Here is a 17908-nt window from a genome sequence, read left to right as displayed (position 1 = left end):
TCAAACTGAACTCAAGACTTCTAGCTCTTTAGGTAAATGGGTTAGCCCTATAGCAGGTGTAGTTATTGGAGATGAAATAGTTGCTCGTGGCCAAAACCTTGACGAAATTCTTAGGCAGGCAGTTAGGTTTAGTGCAAGCTTAAGCACTTTATCTTTAGATGCAGATCGTTCCGATGACGATGAGCAACCAAGAAAATACTCTGAGCATTGGTCTCGAAGTATTTCGGCTGCAATGAAACAAGTAAACCCTCAACTAATTCAATCATTTGGTCAAAAAGTGCAACTTGGTGAAGCTAACGTTGCTACTAGTTTTGGGTTTATGTATGGTGATTATTCAGCTAATTTTGGTCTTTTAGTTCCATCTAGACTTGCTGCATCTTTAAATAATGTAAAAGCTAAATTATTAGATTTAGAAACATTTAAAAAATCAGCTTTAGTTATTAAACCAAGAGAATTTGAAATAATTATTGGTAGTCCTTCATTGACAGATCCAACGCTTACTGATGCATCAGTAAAGAAATTAAGAGATAACTTTACACTAATAGAAGAAATTGCTAAGGCTGAAAATATTAAATTATTCAGAGCTGAGAGTGCTGAAGAGGCCGCACATCATATTAATGAAAAAGTTGCAGCTTAATTTTTCCATTTAAAAAATTATTAAGGTGAAACATAACTAACCAGATGACATAGTTATATAACTATGTCATCTGGTAGAACCTAAATAGTTTTATGCTCATTGAGTATGTTATTAAAGTAATAAGCTAATTTACTTAAAGCCTCCTTACGCTCTTCCAGATAATCATGCTTGTTATAGATCCCTTCAACCCCTTTAAGTTTGTGGTTCAGGCACCGCTCGGCAACATGACCTGGCGTGCCTTGCTGAGCAAGCAACGTACGGCATGTGCGGCGTAAGTCATGAACAGTAAAATAAGGCATATCACCCATTAAGTTGGGTGGTTGCTTCTTCTTGCCGGCTTCATGGCCGAATAGCTTTGTAATGGCACGATTCAGTGTGTCAGCTCCCATATGAGGCTTCTTGCTGGTTCTGCGACTAGGAAACACATATTCAGACCCAAAGGCTCGTACTTTTAACTCTTCAAGCCAGGTAAGTACTTCAGGTGCTAAGGGAACCGTAAAACCAACATTGGTTTTACTTCTTTCGGCCGGTAGGTTCCATACCTCTTTTCCTAAATCAAACTCATCCCACTTAGCTTCGCACAATTCTGATTTACGAACGCCTAAGCAAACCAACAATAAACAGGCTAGGTAGTTATCTCTACTAAAGCTGTCGTTATGTTTTTTGGCTGTAGCAAAAAATTGTTTGAGTTCATCTTCACTCAATGCTCGTTCTCTGCTTTTTTCTACGCCGCCAGCATCCTTAAAAGTAAAGGCGGCAGCAGGGTTGTAGGCGAGTAAATCGAGTTTTATGCCGTGATTGAATAACTGTTTACAATAGCCTAGTGCATCATTAGCAATAGCCAATCTACCTGAAGCCTTTATATCTTCTATCGTGGTACGGATATCTCTGGCGGTTACCTGGTCAATTTTAAATTCACCAATATGTGGGGCAATATCTTTGGTATAAATGCGTTTGGGAATTTTTGGGTGCTTGAGTCTAGCTTCAAGTGTTGGATACCAGTCTTCGAATAGGTCATCCACTGTTTTAATGCTTTCTTGCTCGGCACGTTTTTTTGCTAACAGCGGATCAAGGCCTTCTCTGAGTTGCTTCATTTTAGAAGCGGCTTCATAGCGAGCATCTTTTAACGAAAGATCTGAGTACTTACCCAGTGTCATTTCCTTACGCTTTTTATTGGAAGTGTAGCGAACCATCCAATAAGCTGAGCCAGACTTTGGAACAACAAAATACAACCCACCACCATCGGCGTAGCGACCGGCCTCTTCTTTTTTTATTTTAGAGTCTAGTTCTTTAACCGTTAAGTTACCCGTAGTACTCATAGTGCTCCCCAAGCCTTATATCTCTTGAGGTTCAGTTTACCCACCACTAGTGCATTTGTAAACACCCACCTACCCACCAATTAACCCACCACTTAGATATGGATTTCGGTGGGTAACTGTGAACAACTACGAACAAGGTTTTTAATTTATTCCTTTAAAATCAGTAAATAAAAGGCAATTATGGAGCTTGGTGAATGTTATTCAATATTCTGGATCTGCTCGCGCATTTGCTCAATCAATACTTTTAGCTCAACTGCGGCTGAAGTTATTTCTGCGCTGATTGATTTTGAGGCTAGGGTATTTGATTCGCGGTTAAACTCTTGCATCATAAAGTCTAGACGGCGGCCTTCGCTGCCACCTTTTTTTAGAATGCGGCGAGCTTCAGCTACGTGAGCTTCAAGGCGGTCCATTTCTTCGGCGACATCTTGCTTTTGCGCCAATAACACCATTTCTTGCTCGATACGGGCAGGGTCTAATTCACCAGCAATATCGGCTAAGCGGTTAGTTAATTTGTCGCGTTGATACTGCATTACGGTTGGCATGTGTTCACGCACAACGTTGACTTGTTCCATTACGCCGTCTAAACGGGTCAGTAGCATGTCTTTAATCGCTTCACCTTCACGGCCGCGTGCTTCGATAAACTGATCGATAGCACTGTCGAACGCGATCATTAAATCGGCACCTACGCTATCCATATCTTGCTCTGCTGCAGATAGCACTCCAGGCCAACGCAACACTTCAGTTAAGCTAAGTTCGCCTTGTCCTGCTTCTTGTTTTAACCAGTTTGCTGCGTTTAATAACTGCTTGGCTAAATCTTGATTCAGTTGTAATTCATTACTGCTGTTGTCGGCTAGTTCGTAACGTAAATTAACTTCGATTTTGCCGCGATTAAGGCGTTTACGTAAGCGGTCGCGTAAGACAGGTTCAAAGCTGCGAAACTGCTCAGGTAGGCGCAGGTAGGTTTCTAGGTAGCGCTGGTTGACTGAACGGATTTCCCATGAGGCTGTGCCCCATTGTGCTTTGTGCTCGATACGAGCGTAGGCTGTCATGCTTTGGATCATGAAGTGTCCTGTTATGTTATTACGCGAATGTGAGTTGATTATAGCCGTTTTAACCGACCGGATTAAAGGATTTGTCGATAGATTTGTCGCTTATCGCTGCTTACCATGGCATCTAACGGCGTGAAGCTCTATAATATGGGCTCAAATATGATATGAATTCGACTACAGGACTTTTCATGCGCCCAAGTAACCGTACACCAGCTCAAACTCGCCCTATCACTATTACGCGTTCTTTTACTGCACATGCTGAAGGCTCTGTTTTAGTTGAGTTTGGCGACACAAAAGTATTATGTACAGCAAGTTTCACAGAAGGCGTTCCACGTTTTCTTAAAGGCCAAGGCCAAGGTTGGGTAACCGCTGAATACGGTATGTTACCGCGTTCAACTCACAGCCGCATGGACCGTGAAGCAGCTCGTGGTAAGCAGTCTGGCCGTACCCAAGAAATTCAACGTTTAATTGGCCGTGCATTACGTGCCGCTGTAGACATGAAGTTGTTAGGTGAAAACACTATCGTTATCGATTGTGATGTTATTCAAGCCGATGGCGGTACACGTACTGCGGCTATTACTGGTGCGTGTGTGGCGTTAGTTGATGCACTTAACTGGGCGCGTGGTAAAGGCATTATTAAAGCTAACCCACTTAAGTTTTTAATTGCTGCTGTTAGTGTTGGTATTTACAAAGGCGAAGCGATCAGTGATTTAGAATACATTGAAGACAGCGCTGCTGAAACTGACATGAACGTTGTGATGACAGAAACCGGTAAGATTATTGAAATTCAAGGTACTGCAGAAGGCGAACCATTTAGCCATGAAGAGTTACTTGAGTTGTTAGTGTTAGCTAAAAACAGTATTCGCGAAATTGTCGATGTGCAAAAAGCCGCATTAAGTTAATATGCTGTTGAAAAATGAGGACCGATTACGGTCCTTTTTTTTAATCTAAAATTTGATGAAAGAGGAATAACCGTGAAAGCCTATCAACGCGAATTTATTGAGTTTGCCTTAGACCGCCAAGTATTACGTTTTGGTGAGTTTACCCTTAAATCTGGCCGTACGAGTCCGTACTTTTTTAATGCTGGATTGTTCAATACGGGTAAAGACTTAGCGCGTTTAGGTCGCTTTTATGCTGCGGCGTTAATGGACTCGGGTATTGAATTCGATTTGTTATTTGGCCCAGCGTATAAAGGTATTCCGATTGCGACAACGACCGCTGTTGCCTTGTGCGATCATCACGATGTAGATATTCCTTACTGCTTTAACCGTAAAGAAGCCAAAACCCATGGTGAAGGTGGTAGTTTGGTGGGCAGCGAGTTAAAAGGCAAAGTGATGCTGGTGGACGATGTGATCACCGCAGGTACCGCTATTCGTGAATCGATGGAAATTATTAATGCTCACAATGCCCAACTTGCGGGTGTGTTGATTGCATTAGATCGTCAAGAGAAAGGCAAGGGCGAGTTGTCGGCGATTCAAGAAGTTGAACGCGATTTTGGCTGTCAAATTGTGTCGATTATTAAGCTTGCTGACTTAATCAGTTATTTGTCTGAAAAGCCGGGTATGGAAGCCGAACTTGCTTCAGTTAGCGCGTATCGTGAGCAATACGGTATTTAATCTTATTCCAATTTTAAACAAAAATGCAGCCCCTAGATTATTACATTAGGTGGCTGCGTTTTTATTGGCGCTATGCTGCATAACACTATTTTACTTGGTGTAAAAACTCGGCGCGGGTAGCTGGGTTTGATTTAAAAATACCACCAAGCGCTGTCGTGGTAGTTGAGCTGGTTGAGTCCATTACACCGCGTGATTTTACGCAGTAATGTACCGCATCCATTTTTACCGCCACGTCTTTAGTTTCAAGTAGGGTTTGCAGTGCCACTAACACTTGTTGGGTTAGGCGCTCTTGTACTTGTGGGCGTTGGGAAAAGAAGCGCACGATACGATTGATTTTAGACAAGCCAATAATTTTTGTGCGTGGCAAATAAGCCACCGTTGCGAATCCATCAATGGTCACTAGGTGGTGTTCGCAGGTGCTGGTAAGACTGATGTCTTGTACACGCACCATTTCATCTACACCCATTTTGTTTTCGATAACCGTGATCTTAGGGAAGTTTTCGTAATCTAGCCCTGAGAAGATTTCGTCGACATACATTTTTGCAATGCGGCGTGGAGTATCAGCCAAGCTGTCGTCGGTTAGGTCGAGTGACATTAAGGTCAAAATTTCACGCATATGGTGTTCAATTTTGACTTTACGTTGTTCTGGCGTGGAAGTTTTTGGCAGCATCGGGGTTTCTAGCCCACGGTCTTTTAGCGCTGCTTGTACTTTTATTGCGGCTTCACTGAGTGCCATATATCCTCCAACTACTCGATATCACTGTTTATATGAGTGTACGTTAATTCCCACTTGGGCGCCCGTTAAGGGACGAGGAGAATAACGTGATTTGCTGTAAATTAATACTGTAGGTAACAAAAAAGCCGACCCCGTTAGTCGGGTATCGGCTTTTTATGGTTAAACGTTTAGCTATTAAACTACTTCACGTTTAGATTCTCTTTGATGAATTTTAGCATTTTGTCATAATACTCAGCCCGATTTTCATCGTTGTAGAAGCCATGGCCTTCATCGCCCAATATCATTTTCTCAAATGGGTATTCATAAGCTTTTAGCTTTCTTTCTAGCGCTTCATATTGTTCAATTGGCGCTCGTTCATCTTCTCCGCCATGTACAAGTAATAGCTTAGCTTTTAGTTTGTCGGTATTTTCGGATGGTGACATTGCTTTCAGGATAGAGGTATCTTGCCCAAGCACTTTCTTCAAATAACTTAAGCCCGTCCTGCGGTCTGAAATATCGCCTTTATGGAACATTAACGCTAAATCATATATTCCAGCAAAACCAACTGCACATTTGAATAAATCAGGTGCAAGAATAGAACTCTGAAGTGCGCTGTATCCACCAAAACTGCCACCGACAATACAGATACGATCTTTATCGACTATGCCTTGCTCAATGACATAGTTAGTACCATCAATAATATCGTATTGTATTTCAGTGCCCCATTTCTTATATCCAGAAAACTCAAAGTTATCACCATAACCTCCAGAACCCCGGAAGTTAACTTGTAAAACAGCAATGCCTTCTTTTGCAAGCATTTGGTTTTGTGGATTAAATTGCCACCAATCTCGAATGCCATGTGGACCACCATGAGGATTTACCACTAGCGGTAAGTCTTTAGCTTCTTTGCCTTTTGGCAACGTCAGATAACCGTGAATAGTTTGTCCGTCTCGGCTAGTAAATTTAATCGGCTTAACTTCAGCCATATCATCTGGTGTTAGCCATTCTCTTGCTGAAACTAAATATCCAAGTTTCATTTTTTCAGCATCGAAAGTGTAATAATCGCCTGGATTACGATCATTAAAGGCAAACACTATCCATTTCTTACCATCGCGAGTTTGACTGACTAAATGCACTTGATGGCCGGGAAGGGCTACTATTAAATTTTTTAGAATTTTTGCTTGTTCATTGTCAGGGTTAACAAAGGCATAAGTTGGGTACTCTGCTTCATATTCAACCGCATAAAGTTCTTTTGATACTTCACTAATCCAAAGCTGGCTAGGATCCACTAATTCATCTGTGATTAGCGATTTTTTGTCACCTGTGGTGAGATTAACAGTATAAATACCCAGTGTTTGGTTGTTAACTCGCCCAGCGGCATATATAACGTTTGGATCCTTGGTAAATGCCACTGGAGTAAAGTCATCTAAACCGAGGTTAAGCTGATCAATATTAATCCAATCACCTGATTTATAGTAAAAAGACTTTTCAATATCGTCTTTATTTGTACCCTTAACTAGCCTAACCTCACCATCATGATCAGTGATAAATTGTGAATAGCTAATAGGCGCATAGGTAACTTTTTTACGTGTTCCTCTATAGACATCAACTTTAAATACCACATGGATATTTTCTTTAAATGCTTCACTGTCAGCTCCCCATGGTAGTGCCTGAACAAGCATGTATCTGTCATCATCTTGCAAAGGATCAAGAATATATGCTGTACCACGGTAAGGGGTTTTTTTCTTAATACTTGAGCCAGTTTGCTGCTCGTTATTATCGTAGCCAAAGAGATATTCAGCTTGAGAACCATCAGCGTTTACCGCCATTAATTCACCGTAATACTGAGGATGATCATCCCAACCCTTTAGGTACTCTTTTTCAAACACAATACGGTCATCGTTTACCCATACATAATTTCCGACTTGGGCATTAGTACCAAATTGAATCGCATGGACAATTTTTAACGTTTTTGCATCTAAAATAATTAAAATGCGCTTGTCGTCATTGATCGTTTTTGCGCTGATATAGTCGCCATTTGGTGAGTATTTTACATTGCTGTATTCAGACGATTTACTGAACAGTTTTGCTGTTGTTAGTGTGTCTGATGCAAAAGATGATGTTATTAAGGCAGGGCAAAGTAATAAAGCCAAAGCGATAAGCTTGGGTAGTTTCATTGTACATCCTTGTTTGTTGTGTTTTTGTTTTTATTGTTGCTTATTTGTTTCTGGCAGGATTTTAAGATAAAACAGCATTTAATTCAATCAAAGAAAGATTAACGATTAAGTTGTACCAGTTTTTTCATTTAGAAAAAATAATGTAAGTGATGGTGAAACATGGTGCTGTGAAACAGGGGGCTATACGCGACAGAAGGTTTTGTGCGCCCCATGAAGTAGGGCGCATAGATGACATTAACTTCTCAATAACTGCTGCTGGATAAAGGTCCATTGTTCATCGAAATGTTGGGTTGGCTTTTGTTTAAATTCACTGCGTACAAATTGAGAAATACGTCCTTCTGCAAAGGCTAGTAACAAGTTAGCGAGAATGGCTTCATCAATATTAAAACCTACGCCTTCACGCAAGGTTTTTTCACGTAAAATTTGTTTGATTTGGGTTTCTATTTTTGCAAATAATACGTCGATTCGACTGCGTAAACGCTCGTTTTCACCTAGCAGAGCATCGCCATTCAGCACCCTTGAAATGCCAGGGTTACGTTCAGAAAATACTAGTAGTAGGTGAAGTACTAGCTGGCAGCGGGTCATGGTGTCTTTTTCTTCGTCCATGATGATATTTAAGCGAGATAAAATCGCATCTTCAATAAATTCGATTAAGCCTTCAAACATCCGCGCTTTACTGGGGAAGTGTCTATATAGCGCGGCTTCTGAAACGCCCACTTCGGCGGCGAGCTTTGCTGTTGTTATACGTTGACCTGGGCTGGTTTCGAGCATTTGTGCTAAGCATTGTAAAATATGCTCACGACGATTCATTTTAGGGCTTTCAGCCATTATCTGTTCCTTGGCTCAGTGACTACTTGAAAAGGTTATTTGGTGCCTGAATGACCAAAGCCACCTTCTCCACGATCTGAGCTATTAAACTCATCCACTACAGTAAACGTTGCCTGTACAACGGGTACAAACATCAATTGGGCTAATCGATCGCCTATTTCGAGAGTGAATGGTTTATCACTTCTGTTCCAACATGACACCATTAACTGTCCTTGGTAATCGGAATCAATTAAGCCCACTAAATTACCCAAAACAATGCCATGTTTATGGCCCATGCCTGAGCGCGGTAAAATCACAGCGGCAAGGCCTGGGTCTGCCACATGAATGGCGATACCTGTTGGAATTAATACGGTTTGACTTGGCTCAATCACCATCGCAGTGTCGATCATGGCACGTAAATCCATGCCTGCACTACCAGGTGTCGCATAAGCTGGCAAAGGGAATTGATTGCCTATACGTGAGTCGATAATTTTTAGTTCAATGGGTGTTTTCATGATTTTTTTAGTTGTTGTTCTATCAATGTAAGTAATTGGCGCGCCAGAGTCAGTTTATCTGTTGCCGGCAGTTGTTGGCTGCCATCTTGCCAGAATACCTGTAGTGCATTGCTATCGGCATTAAAGCCTAAGCCTTGAATAGAGACATCGTTGGCGGCAATCATATTAAGCTTTTTGCGTTGAAGTTTGCCACGTGCATATTGCTCTACATCGTTGGTTTCTGCTGCAAAGCCTACCGTAAATGGGCGAAGTGTGTGCTGAGCTACCGTGGCTAAGATATCAGGATTCCGCACTAGCGCAAGTTGCATTTGTTCAGCCGATTTTTTGATTTTTTGATCTGCAACATCTGCAATTCGATAATCAGCTACTGCGGCGCAGCCAATAAAAATATCATGTTGTTCAACCTGTTCCATCACTGCATCAAGCATTTGTTGCGCTGAATTTACATCAATGCGTGTTACACCTGCTGGGGTAGCTAAATTAACAGGACCAGAGACTAATGTGACAGTTGCGCCCATTTCTGCAGCGGCTTGGGCTAAAGAAAACCCCATTTTTCCTGAGCTGTGGTTGGAAATGTAGCGCACAGGATCGATTGCTTCACGCGTTGGTCCGGCTGTAATGAGCAGCTGATGACCTTGTAATATTTTAGGGCCAAAAAATTGTATCAGTTGTTCTGCAATCGCAACGGGTTCTTGCATTCTGCCAGGGCCGACTTCACCGCATGCTTGATTACCTGAGGCGGGTTGCCAAATGGTAAAGCCTTTACGGGCTAAATGAGCCATGTTCTCTTGGGTTGCTATATTTTGGTACATTTGCTGGTTCATTGCGGGACATACAATAACGGGAGCACCGGTTGCTAAACACGTTGTTGTTAATAAGTCATCTGCCATGCCGGCATTAATGCGTGCCATTAAATTTGCCGTAGCAGGTGCAAGCAATACAACATCAGCCCAACGAGCGAGTTCTATATGCCCCATAGCAGCCTCTGCTGCAGGATCGAGCAAATCAGAGGCGACAGGATGGCCTGAGAGCGCTTGTATGGTTAATGGGGTAATAAACTCCATTGCACTCTGGGTCATGACGACACGCACATCTGCGCCACGCTCTTTTAATCGACGGATTAAGTCCGCACTTTTATATGCGGCAATACCGCCACCAATTCCGAGTAATACTTTTTTATTTGTCAGCATGATGCACATTATCCGACTCAAACCTAATTGCGGCTAACAATATCACAAACCTATGACATGTTGCGCAGATCCAATCTCAAAAATATCGACCATACTGTGTAATCAATTTGAACTCTATGTTTTAAAAAGACAACAATTCGTTATTCGTTCTGTGGTTGCTCATTATGTGTTGTTTTCATTATGTGAGTCGACTTAATGCGTGTAATGAAATCGCAAATATTGAATATAAGGGACATTCATGGGAATTAAAGATTGGCCACAAGGAGAAGGACCTCGGGAAAAGTTATTGCTCAGAGGTGCAGGGCATCTTTCGGATGCTGAGTTGCTCGCAGTATTATTACGTAACGGCCTTCCAGGGCAAAATGCAGTCGATTTAGCCCGAAACATGATTAGCCAGTTTGGTGGTTTGCGCAGTTTATTGTGTGCATCGAAGAGTCAGGTATGTAAATTAGCCGGTGTAGGACCGGTAAAATATGCTCAATTACAGGCTGCGGCGGAAATTTCTAAGCGAATTGCGCATGAAAATCTACAAAGAGGGCAAATTTTGACAAATCCTGATTTAACTCGGGACTATTTAATGAGACAATTGTCAGACCGATCCTATGAAGTGTTCGCCTTACTATTGTTGGATACCCAACATAGAGTCATTCAATTTGTAGAATTATTTCGTGGCACCATCGATTCTGCTTCTGTTTATCCTCGCGAGGTTGTAAGCCTTGTTTTGGAGAAAAAAGCGGCAGCGGTAATTGTGTGTCACAATCACCCGTCTGGCATTGCAGAGCCAAGTCAGGCTGATCGGCGAATAACTGAGCGAATAAAAAATGCATTGGCAACCATCGATGTTTCTTTGTTAGATCATATGGTTGTAGGTGATCAGGAGATAGTCTCCTTTGCCGAGCGTGGGTGGATTGTATAAACACTGCTTGATCTTCTATGGTCAATCGTGTATAAAATGCGCCCTCTTTGTGCCTCGGGCGACGGCCATACGAGGCACATTAATGCTCGAGCGTTAAAAATTTGTTTTGGAGAAGATTGACATGTCAAGAGTATGCCAAGTAACTGGCAAGAAGCCAATGGTTGGTAACAACCGTTCGCACGCAAAAAATTCGACTCGTCGTCGTTTTTTACCTAACCTACAAAACCACCGTTTTTGGTTAGAAGAAGAAAAGCGTTTCGTGCAATTACGTGTATCTACTAAAGGTATCCGTATTATCGACAAGAAAGGTATTGAAGTGATTGTTAAAGAACTTCGTGCCCGTGGCGAGAAGGTATAATAGAAAATGGCTAAATCTAAAGGTAATCGTGAGAAGATCAAATTAGTATCTAGTGCTAAAACTGGTCACTTCTACACTACTGAAAAGAACAAGCGTAACATGCCTGAAAAAATGGAAATCAAGAAATTTGATCCAGTAATTCGTCAGCACGTTATGTACAAAGAAGCTAAAATCAAGTAATTGATTTTTGATTCTTAAAAAAGCCCCTTTATTGGGGCTTTTTTTATGGTCGTTTTTAAATAGTCTATACTTGATTGAGCTATAACTTGGCTACCCAGTTGCTGAATTTTTACTTGTGAGCTGTTGTTTACATGATGTTGTACAGTATTAATATTCCTTGTATTGGATTGGGCTTCCCCACATAATTGTAATGTGATTATGTTGAAGTATTACGATACATATTTGATGCAAATATCATAATTAAATGCGTTAAGTATTACTAGCGACTAAAACAAGTTAACTTTTTGTCTGTAATGATTTTTTTATAAAAAACTGAGACGGTGTGTTTTATTGTGGGTGAAATAAAATGCTTTAAAAGTGAATTAAAATGCAATATCATTCCCTTTTGAAACAACAAACTGTCATGTGGCGTCTTTTGCCATAATCATTAATGAACATCAAACTTATACCGAGGTGAATTTGCCCGTGAGAACCACTGAATTAGTCGATGGATTTCGTCATTCTGCGCCCTATGTTAATGCTCATAGAGGTAAAACTTTTGTCGTTATGTTGGGTGGTGAAGCATTAGCGCACCCACAATTCCGCGGTATTTTAAATGATGTGGCTTTGTTGCACTCACTTGGTATTGAGGTGGTATTAGTTTATGGAGCAAGACCTCAGATTGATGAAGGTTTAAAGGCTGCTGGAATTGAACCGGCATATCATAATGGTATTCGTATCACCGATGAAGACACTCTGAAGATCATCAAGCAGGTTGCTGGTGCGACTCAGTTTGATATTACGGCTAGGTTGTCGATGAGCTTAGGCAATACGCCGATGCAAAATGCGCAAATTAACTTAGTGAGTGGTAATTTTGTTATTGCTCAACCTTTAGGTGTGGATGACGGTGTCGACTTTTGTTTAAGTGGCAAGGTGCGCCGTATCGATGCGCAAGGCTTACGCCGTCAATTAGACAATAACGGTATTGTATTGATGGGGCCTATTGCCGCTTCTGTCACAGGTGAAAGCTTTAACCTGACAGCTGAAGAAGTCGCGACCCAAGTAGCAATTAAGTTAAAGGCCGATAAAATTATTGGTTTTAGCGATACTAATGGCCTTATCGGTAAGAATGGTGAGGTAATTGCCGAGCTAATGCCGGACGATATTGAAGAAATGCTCAAGACAATGTCTGTAAATGACCATACTTCAGTTGGCACCGTTGCTTTCTTAAAAGCGAGTATTGAAGCATGTCGCCGTGGTGTACCTCGTTGTCATTTAGTGAGTTATTTAGAAGATGGCGCACTATTACAAGAGTTATTCTCACGCGAAGGAATTGGTACCCAAATTGTTACCCAAAGCGCTGAGCGCCTACGCCGAGCAACGATTAGCGACATAGGCGGTATTTTAAATCTTATTCGCCCATTGGAAGAGCAAGGCATTTTGGTGCGTCGCTCACGCGAGCAACTCGAGATGGAAATTGAACAGTTTATGTTGGTTGAGCGCGACAACTTAGTGATTGGTTGTGCGGCTTTGTATCCGTTTGAAGAAGACAATGCGGGTGAGTTTGCGTGTTTAGTGGTGCATCCTGATTATCGCGATGCTGATCGTGGTAGCATTTTGCTTAATAACATTATTGGTCAAGCTCGTGTGCGTGGTTATTCACGTCTATTTGCGTTAACGACCCGCAGTATCCATTGGTTTTTAGAGCATGGCTTTAATATTGTTGATGTTGAAGAACTGCCAAATAAGAAAAAACAGCTGTATAACTATCAGCGTCGTTCAAAAATTCTTGCCTTAGATTTGTAGAAGTAACAAGACAGTTAACCCATAAAAAAATGCCAGATTACTGATTACAGTAATCCGGCATTTTTGTTTGTGAATTATCACCGCTTTGAGTGACGTAACCTTACAATTGTTGAACTATCAAACTGATGCTTTGGCTAACGCGTTGCGTCGCTGACGTTGTAATACCATGTCGCCAACAAAGATAACTAACGCACCCCAGATAAAACCAAAGGTAATGCCTTTTTCTATGTCAAATGGCTCATTAAACAGTTTTACCGCTAAAATGAACATGATACTGGGGCCAATATATTGGAAAAAACCTAAAATCGAAAATGGAATTCTGACCGCAGAACCTGCAAAACACAGTAGCGGGATTGTTGTGACAATACCTGCTGCGACCAAAAGTAAATTGAGGTCGAGAGTATTGGTCAGCATGCTCGTTGTCGAACTGTCTAATGTAATGAATAGATAACCTAGAGCGATTGGTAATAAGATTGCTGTTTCGACTAGTAAGCCGGATTTTGCATCAATATTGACTTTTTTGCGCAGTAAACCATAAAAACCAAAACTGGCGGCTAGGGCCAATGATACTAGCGGAATTGAGCCAAAAGAGATCAACTGTACTAGTACTCCTATGCTGGCTAACATCACAGCAACCCATTGTAATTTTCGCAAGCGTTCACCCAGAAATACCATTCCCAGCAATACGTTAAACAGCGGATTGATAAAATAGCCAAGGCTAGCATCGAGCATGTGATCGTTGTTCACCGCCCAAATAAAAATGAGCCAATTAACGGCTATTAATACTGAAGTAATTAGCAATATTAGCAGTTGCTTAGGTTGCTTTAAAATAAGACGTAAACGACTAAAACCACCAATGAATTGCATCAAAATAACCATGAATATAAATGACCAAATGACACGGTGCATTAATATTTCTGTGGCAGGAACATGATGTAATAACTTGAAATAAAGCGGGGCAACACCCCAGATGGTGTAGGCGCAAATGGCGAGAATCACCCCTTTACGGTATTCTAAATCAGGCATAGTGAGTCAACAGTGGGAAGAACTAAAAGAGAGGGCGATTGTAGGTTGCCCCCTCTAATGACACAAGTGATTAAGCGATTTCTTTTATCGCTCGGGTGTAAGCTTTATATTGCAATGATCAGAGCTTAACCCACCATATAAGTGCCAGTACCAAATGCGATATGAACTCCTTGTTCATTGTGTAATTCCATCCGGCAAACTGATACTCGATTCCCCGAACGGATAACCGTGCCAGTACCAGTGAAGACTTCACCACGGCCAGGGCGTAAAAAATCGACCCGCATATCGATAGTCCCTAAGGTGGTTAAACGTTGTTGTAGTTCTTCAAGGGTCCAATCTTCTCTACTGGCAACTAGCCCTGCAAATACCGTGAGCCCGCCGACAACATCAAGTAATGTCGCTGTGACACCACCATGAAGAATATTTTGATGAATATTGCCGATAAGTTCAGGTTTCATTTTTATCACCACTTCAACCCCATTGATGTCGTAGTGTTTGATGTCTAAACCGAGCAGATTATGGAATGGAACATGTTGGTCAAAAATATTAGCAACTTGCTGTAAAGCTTGGGTTTGAATAGATGTGGTCATGAGCAATCCTTGTCGTTTTATTATTATTATCGTTGTTGTTTATAGGGAGGACTTACTGGCATAGAGTATTTAATCTAACCCTAAAGTGACTTCGACTCAATCTTCTATCTTGGATGAAAACATAGCAAAGGCGTTTTGGTTCAAGACATCTGTGGCTCAGTGCTTTAAAATGAGTGCCCTTTGAATGATGATGTAGTGTTAATGGATACTCCGATTTCGACCAATATTGCGTCCTCAGATGTGTTGACGACAGAGCAAGATGTACTTGCCGCGAGCCTGCAGCAAGTTTTTGGTTATCGCGCCTTTCGTGAAGGGCAGCGAGAAGTCATTGAGCAAAGTTTACAGGGCCAAGATACCTTAGTGATTATGCCTACCGGTGGCGGCAAAAGTATGTGCTATCAATTGCCTGCTATTGTTTTGCCGGGTGTGACCGTGGTGGTGTCGCCATTAATTTCGTTAATGAAAGACCAAGTCGACAGTTTACTGCAAAGTGGTGTATCAGCAGCTTATCTCAACTCATCATTACCGCGTGAACAAAGTGCTGAGGTGTTACGTAAATTACATGCTGGTGAGATTAAATTGTTGTATGTCTCGCCTGAACGACTATTGCGTCCTGATTTCATTGAGCGTCTGCAGTCAGTTGATATTTCAATGTTTGCCGTTGATGAAGCGCATTGTATTAGTCAATGGGGCCATGATTTTAGACCTGAATATGCGGCCTTAGGACAGTTAAAACAGTATTTCCCTTATTTACCTTTAATGGCCTTAACTGCGACTGCAGATCATGCTACGCGTTTGAGTATTTGCGAGCGCTTAGGGGTAACCCCTTATACCTTGTTGTCCAGTTTCGATCGTCCAAATATTCGCTATACCGTGGCAGAAAAACTCAATGCGGCTAATCAATTGCGTCAGTTTTTAACTATTCAAAATGGTACCAGTGGGATTGTGTATTGCAGCAGTCGTCGCCGAGTTGATGAGGTGGCTGAGCGTTTACGTTTACAAGGATTTAATGCTCAAGCATATCATGCCGGTTTGAGCCAAGAAGAGCGCGGTAACGTTCAAGATAAATTTCTAAAAGATCAAGTCGATATAGTGGTGGCTACGGTAGCCTTTGGCATGGGAATTAACAAATCTAACGTGCGCTTTGTAGTGCATTACGATATTCCCAAAAGCATTGAAGCATATTACCAAGGAACCGGCCGTGCAGGCCGCGATGGTTTAGATGCTGAAGCTTACATGTTGTTCGATCCTGCCGATATAGGTCGAGTTAGACATTTGATTGAGCAATCTGAACCTGGGCCGCAACAACAAGTCGAATTTCATAAATTGCATACCATGGCTGCATTTGCTGAAGCGCAAACTTGTCGTCGCCAAGTGTTGTTAAACTACTTTGATGAAGTGGCATCAGAACCTTGTGGTAACTGTGATATCTGTCTTGATCCGCCCAAGCGATATGATGGTACTGAAGATGCTCAAAAAGTGCTGTCTTGTATTTATCGTTTGCAGCAACGCTTTGGTATCCACCATGTAATTGAAGTATTACGTGGTTCAAAAGCGGCCAATATCGTGGATAGAGGTCATGATAAGTTATCGACATGGGGCATTGGTAAAGATAAATCGACCGAGTTTTGGCTCAGTGTTATCCGTCAGCTAATCCATTTAGGTTTGATGAGTCAAGATATTACCCGTGGCTCTGCGATTAAGCTTAACCCTGCCGCAAGACCCATCCTTAAAGCAGAATTGTCACTAATGTTAGCGGAACTTCGGATTCAATTGATTGATGTGAAGCGCAAACCCAATGGGCGTGCGCCGCAACAGTATGATCGTAAATTGTTTGCTCGGTTAAAATTACTGCGTCGTGAACTGGCTGAAAAAAATGACATTCCACCCTATTTAGTCTTTAACGATGCAACCCTCGCAGAGATGTGTGCGATGCTGCCCACAAGCCCTGGAGAGATGCTCGCGGTAAATGGTGTCGGGCAGATTAAACTTGACCGATTTGGCGGTGAATTTTTAGATGAGATTTCTGATTATTTGACTAAAGGCTAGTTGCTTAATTTTGATCTTGAGGGTTGATTTTCTCTTGAGATTTGATTTTATTTAATTGATTTAGAACTGCTTTTTTTACGAGAACTTCAAAGGTATCAAGTTGTTGTAAACTCGCCATTCCAATATTTACTTTGATCTCGGCTTTCCATGCGCCAAGCACTTGCTCAATTTGGGCTATCACTCTTGCCGCCCCTACTAACGATGCGTGTGGCAGGATAATAATGAGTTCATTATTATTATGACGAAACAATTGGTCTTGCTCTCTAAGTGTGTGTTTGAGTTGCGGAATGATAAAGGGTATATCCTCAATATTATTATGATTGATATTAATCAGTAGCATGCTCAGTTGGTAGTGCCCTTGTTTTGCCTTATCTAGCAGGTTGTCGATACGTTGCTGCTGGTTTTCTTCTTGGGCAGTAACGGTATTGATACGTTGTGGTTTACGGGCCAAAAATAGGACTAATCCAACCGACAGTAATAAAATAATCAAGGCGGTAATGGTTAAATTTTGATTGATGTTGCTAGCAGGTTTTTCTGGTGGTGTACGGGCTTCACTTTGTGCTGTTATTCTGGCTTTATACTGCATAAAGTGGGCATTATTCAACTTAGCTGCAGCTTGTTTAGCGGCATCAAAACGCTGCACCTGAAACTGATAAGCCGATTCAAATTGATTTTTTTCTGCATAGTATTGGCTGATTATCTGGTTAAACTCTTCTAAATCCGAAAATTGTTCTAGTTCAGTGGCTTGCTCAATAATCTCATTCAACAGCGACAATGCCTGGTTGTCTTTATGTTGTGCCAAATACACTTTGGCTAACGTCCGCTTAATGCGCATGACGTAAATAGGCTCTTGGTATTTAACCTGAACTCGGGATAAAAAATTGAACTAATCGCCCTCTTCGTGATCAGATCTTTCGACCAAGAAGGAACCAATCACGCAGAGGGCTTATGAATAATTTAGTGGATATATTTTGTGATG

At 41.6% G+C, this 17908-nt stretch carries 18 protein-coding genes; 8 read left to right on the top strand and 10 right to left on the bottom strand.

The genetic code is table 11. The features are described 5' to 3' along the window. Nucleotides 1-637 (top strand): hypothetical protein (locus tag H5202_RS08210; RefSeq protein ID WP_182771648.1); only part of this gene is annotated, 637 nt, incomplete at its 5' end. Nucleotides 638-717: 80 nt separating this feature from the next. Here H5202_RS08210 and H5202_RS08205 read toward each other — a convergent pair. Further along, nucleotides 718-1956: a tyrosine-type recombinase/integrase gene (locus H5202_RS08205; RefSeq protein ID WP_182771647.1), complete on the bottom strand. Its 1239-nt coding sequence runs from the start codon at nucleotides 1954-1956 to the stop codon at nucleotides 718-720. A gap of 197 nt (nucleotides 1957-2153) precedes the next feature. Continuing rightward, the gene (locus H5202_RS08200; protein ID WP_182771646.1) at nucleotides 2154-3017 is read right to left on the bottom strand and encodes a YicC/YloC family endoribonuclease; all 864 of its coding nucleotides are present in this window, start codon (nucleotides 3015-3017) and stop codon (nucleotides 2154-2156) included. A gap of 176 nt (nucleotides 3018-3193) precedes the next feature. Between H5202_RS08200 and rph the strand changes: the two genes are divergently transcribed. Further along, nucleotides 3194-3907, top strand: a complete 714-nt coding sequence (gene rph, locus H5202_RS08195; RefSeq protein ID WP_011639245.1) for a ribonuclease PH — start codon at nucleotides 3194-3196, stop codon at nucleotides 3905-3907. Between the two features lie 72 nt (nucleotides 3908-3979). Beyond that, nucleotides 3980-4621: an orotate phosphoribosyltransferase gene (gene pyrE, locus H5202_RS08190; RefSeq protein ID WP_011639244.1), complete on the top strand. Its 642-nt coding sequence runs from the start codon at nucleotides 3980-3982 to the stop codon at nucleotides 4619-4621. 85 nt (nucleotides 4622-4706) lie between these two features. Here pyrE and folE read toward each other — a convergent pair whose 3' ends face one another. The 5 genes from folE to coaBC form a co-directional block, all read right to left on the bottom strand. After that, on the bottom strand, nucleotides 4707-5357 hold the full coding sequence (gene folE, locus H5202_RS08185; protein WP_101088524.1) for a GTP cyclohydrolase I FolE: 651 nt from the start codon (nucleotides 5355-5357) through the stop codon (nucleotides 4707-4709). 179 nt (nucleotides 5358-5536) lie between these two features. Then, the gene (locus H5202_RS08180; RefSeq protein ID WP_182771645.1) at nucleotides 5537-7513 is read right to left on the bottom strand and encodes an alpha/beta hydrolase family protein; all 1977 of its coding nucleotides are present in this window, start codon (nucleotides 7511-7513) and stop codon (nucleotides 5537-5539) included. A 234-nt stretch (nucleotides 7514-7747) separates the two neighbouring features. Further along, the gene (slmA, locus tag H5202_RS08175) at nucleotides 7748-8341 is read right to left on the bottom strand and encodes a nucleoid occlusion factor SlmA (protein ID WP_182771644.1); all 594 of its coding nucleotides are present in this window, start codon (nucleotides 8339-8341) and stop codon (nucleotides 7748-7750) included. Between the two features lie 35 nt (nucleotides 8342-8376). Then, nucleotides 8377-8835 carry a dUTP diphosphatase gene (gene dut, locus H5202_RS08170; protein WP_182771643.1) on the bottom strand — a complete coding sequence of 153 codons (459 nt, stop codon included), beginning with the start codon at nucleotides 8833-8835 and terminating at the stop codon, nucleotides 8377-8379. Beyond that, entirely contained in the window at nucleotides 8832-10034 is a 1203-nt protein-coding gene (gene coaBC, locus H5202_RS08165; RefSeq protein ID WP_220493805.1) for a bifunctional phosphopantothenoylcysteine decarboxylase/phosphopantothenate--cysteine ligase CoaBC, read from the bottom strand. The genes dut and coaBC overlap by 4 nt, the downstream gene beginning before the upstream one ends. A gap of 229 nt (nucleotides 10035-10263) precedes the next feature. On the opposite strand from coaBC, the gene radC reads away from it, so the two are divergent. From radC to argA, 4 genes are all read left to right on the top strand, one after another. Further along, a complete protein-coding gene (gene radC, locus H5202_RS08160) occupies nucleotides 10264-10941 on the top strand; it encodes a RadC family protein (protein WP_182771642.1) in 678 nt (225 codons plus the stop codon). Between the two features lie 121 nt (nucleotides 10942-11062). Next, nucleotides 11063-11299, top strand: coding sequence for a 50S ribosomal protein L28 (rpmB, locus tag H5202_RS08155; protein ID WP_011639236.1), 237 nt, complete (start codon nucleotides 11063-11065; stop codon nucleotides 11297-11299). A gap of 6 nt (nucleotides 11300-11305) precedes the next feature. Further along, nucleotides 11306-11479: a 50S ribosomal protein L33 gene (gene rpmG / locus H5202_RS08150; RefSeq protein WP_011494790.1), complete on the top strand. Its 174-nt coding sequence runs from the start codon at nucleotides 11306-11308 to the stop codon at nucleotides 11477-11479. Between the two features lie 465 nt (nucleotides 11480-11944). Beyond that, complete coding sequence (gene argA / locus H5202_RS08145; protein ID WP_182771641.1) at nucleotides 11945-13264, top strand: amino-acid N-acetyltransferase; 1320 nt, start codon at nucleotides 11945-11947, stop codon at nucleotides 13262-13264. A gap of 117 nt (nucleotides 13265-13381) precedes the next feature. On the opposite strand, the gene rarD is transcribed toward argA, so the two are convergent. Next, nucleotides 13382-14290 (bottom strand): EamA family transporter RarD, encoded by a 909-nt coding sequence (rarD, locus tag H5202_RS08140; protein ID WP_182771640.1) that lies wholly within the window; start codon nucleotides 14288-14290, stop codon nucleotides 13382-13384. Between the two features lie 125 nt (nucleotides 14291-14415). Continuing rightward, nucleotides 14416-14880 carry a thioesterase family protein gene (locus tag H5202_RS08135; protein ID WP_182771639.1) on the bottom strand — a complete coding sequence of 155 codons (465 nt, stop codon included), beginning with the start codon at nucleotides 14878-14880 and terminating at the stop codon, nucleotides 14416-14418. Between the two features lie 201 nt (nucleotides 14881-15081). On the opposite strand from H5202_RS08135, the gene recQ reads away from it, so the two are divergent. Further along, a complete protein-coding gene (gene recQ, locus H5202_RS08130) occupies nucleotides 15082-16929 on the top strand; it encodes a DNA helicase RecQ (RefSeq protein ID WP_182771649.1) in 1848 nt (615 codons plus the stop codon). Nucleotides 16930-16933: 4 nt separating this feature from the next. Here recQ and H5202_RS08125 read toward each other — a convergent pair whose 3' ends face one another. Then, nucleotides 16934-17764, bottom strand: coding sequence for a hypothetical protein (locus H5202_RS08125; protein WP_182771638.1), 831 nt, complete (start codon nucleotides 17762-17764; stop codon nucleotides 16934-16936). Nucleotides 17765-17908: the final 144 nt, after the last annotated feature.

Source organism: Shewanella sp. SG41-4 (genome assembly GCF_014164505.1).
In the GTDB taxonomy this organism is placed as follows: Bacteria; Pseudomonadota; Gammaproteobacteria; order Enterobacterales; family Shewanellaceae; genus Shewanella.
The sequence above is the reverse complement of the archived record's forward strand: the minus strand, read 5'-3'. Positions and strand labels throughout refer to the sequence as shown.

What these genes read in the sequence shown, in the direction of transcription:
- folE (WP_101088524.1), bottom strand. Translation starts at nt 5,357, where the DNA reads ATGGCACTCAGTGAAGCCGCAATAAAAGTACAAGCAGCGCTAAAAGAC.
- H5202_RS08200 (WP_182771646.1), bottom strand. Translation starts at nt 3,017, where the DNA reads ATGATCCAAAGCATGACAGCCTACGCTCGTATCGAGCACAAAGCACAA.
- radC (WP_182771642.1), top strand. Translation starts at nt 10,264, where the DNA reads ATGGGAATTAAAGATTGGCCACAAGGAGAAGGACCTCGGGAAAAGTTA.
- H5202_RS08180 (WP_182771645.1), bottom strand. Translation starts at nt 7,513, where the DNA reads ATGAAACTACCCAAGCTTATCGCTTTGGCTTTATTACTTTGCCCTGCC.
- dut (WP_182771643.1), bottom strand. Translation starts at nt 8,835, where the DNA reads ATGAAAACACCCATTGAACTAAAAATTATCGACTCACGTATAGGCAAT.
- rph (WP_011639245.1), top strand. Translation starts at nt 3,194, where the DNA reads ATGCGCCCAAGTAACCGTACACCAGCTCAAACTCGCCCTATCACTATT.
- slmA (WP_182771644.1), bottom strand. Translation starts at nt 8,341, where the DNA reads ATGGCTGAAAGCCCTAAAATGAATCGTCGTGAGCATATTTTACAATGC.
- coaBC (WP_220493805.1), bottom strand. Translation starts at nt 10,034, where the DNA reads ATGTGCATCATGCTGACAAATAAAAAAGTATTACTCGGAATTGGTGGC.
- H5202_RS08135 (WP_182771639.1), bottom strand. Translation starts at nt 14,880, where the DNA reads ATGACCACATCTATTCAAACCCAAGCTTTACAGCAAGTTGCTAATATT.
- H5202_RS08125 (WP_182771638.1), bottom strand. Translation starts at nt 17,764, where the DNA reads ATGCGCATTAAGCGGACGTTAGCCAAAGTGTATTTGGCACAACATAAA.
- rpmG (WP_011494790.1), top strand. Translation starts at nt 11,306, where the DNA reads ATGGCTAAATCTAAAGGTAATCGTGAGAAGATCAAATTAGTATCTAGT.
- rpmB (WP_011639236.1), top strand. Translation starts at nt 11,063, where the DNA reads ATGTCAAGAGTATGCCAAGTAACTGGCAAGAAGCCAATGGTTGGTAAC.
- H5202_RS08205 (WP_182771647.1), bottom strand. Translation starts at nt 1,956, where the DNA reads ATGAGTACTACGGGTAACTTAACGGTTAAAGAACTAGACTCTAAAATA.
- recQ (WP_182771649.1), top strand. Translation starts at nt 15,082, where the DNA reads ATGGATACTCCGATTTCGACCAATATTGCGTCCTCAGATGTGTTGACG.
- rarD (WP_182771640.1), bottom strand. Translation starts at nt 14,290, where the DNA reads ATGCCTGATTTAGAATACCGTAAAGGGGTGATTCTCGCCATTTGCGCC.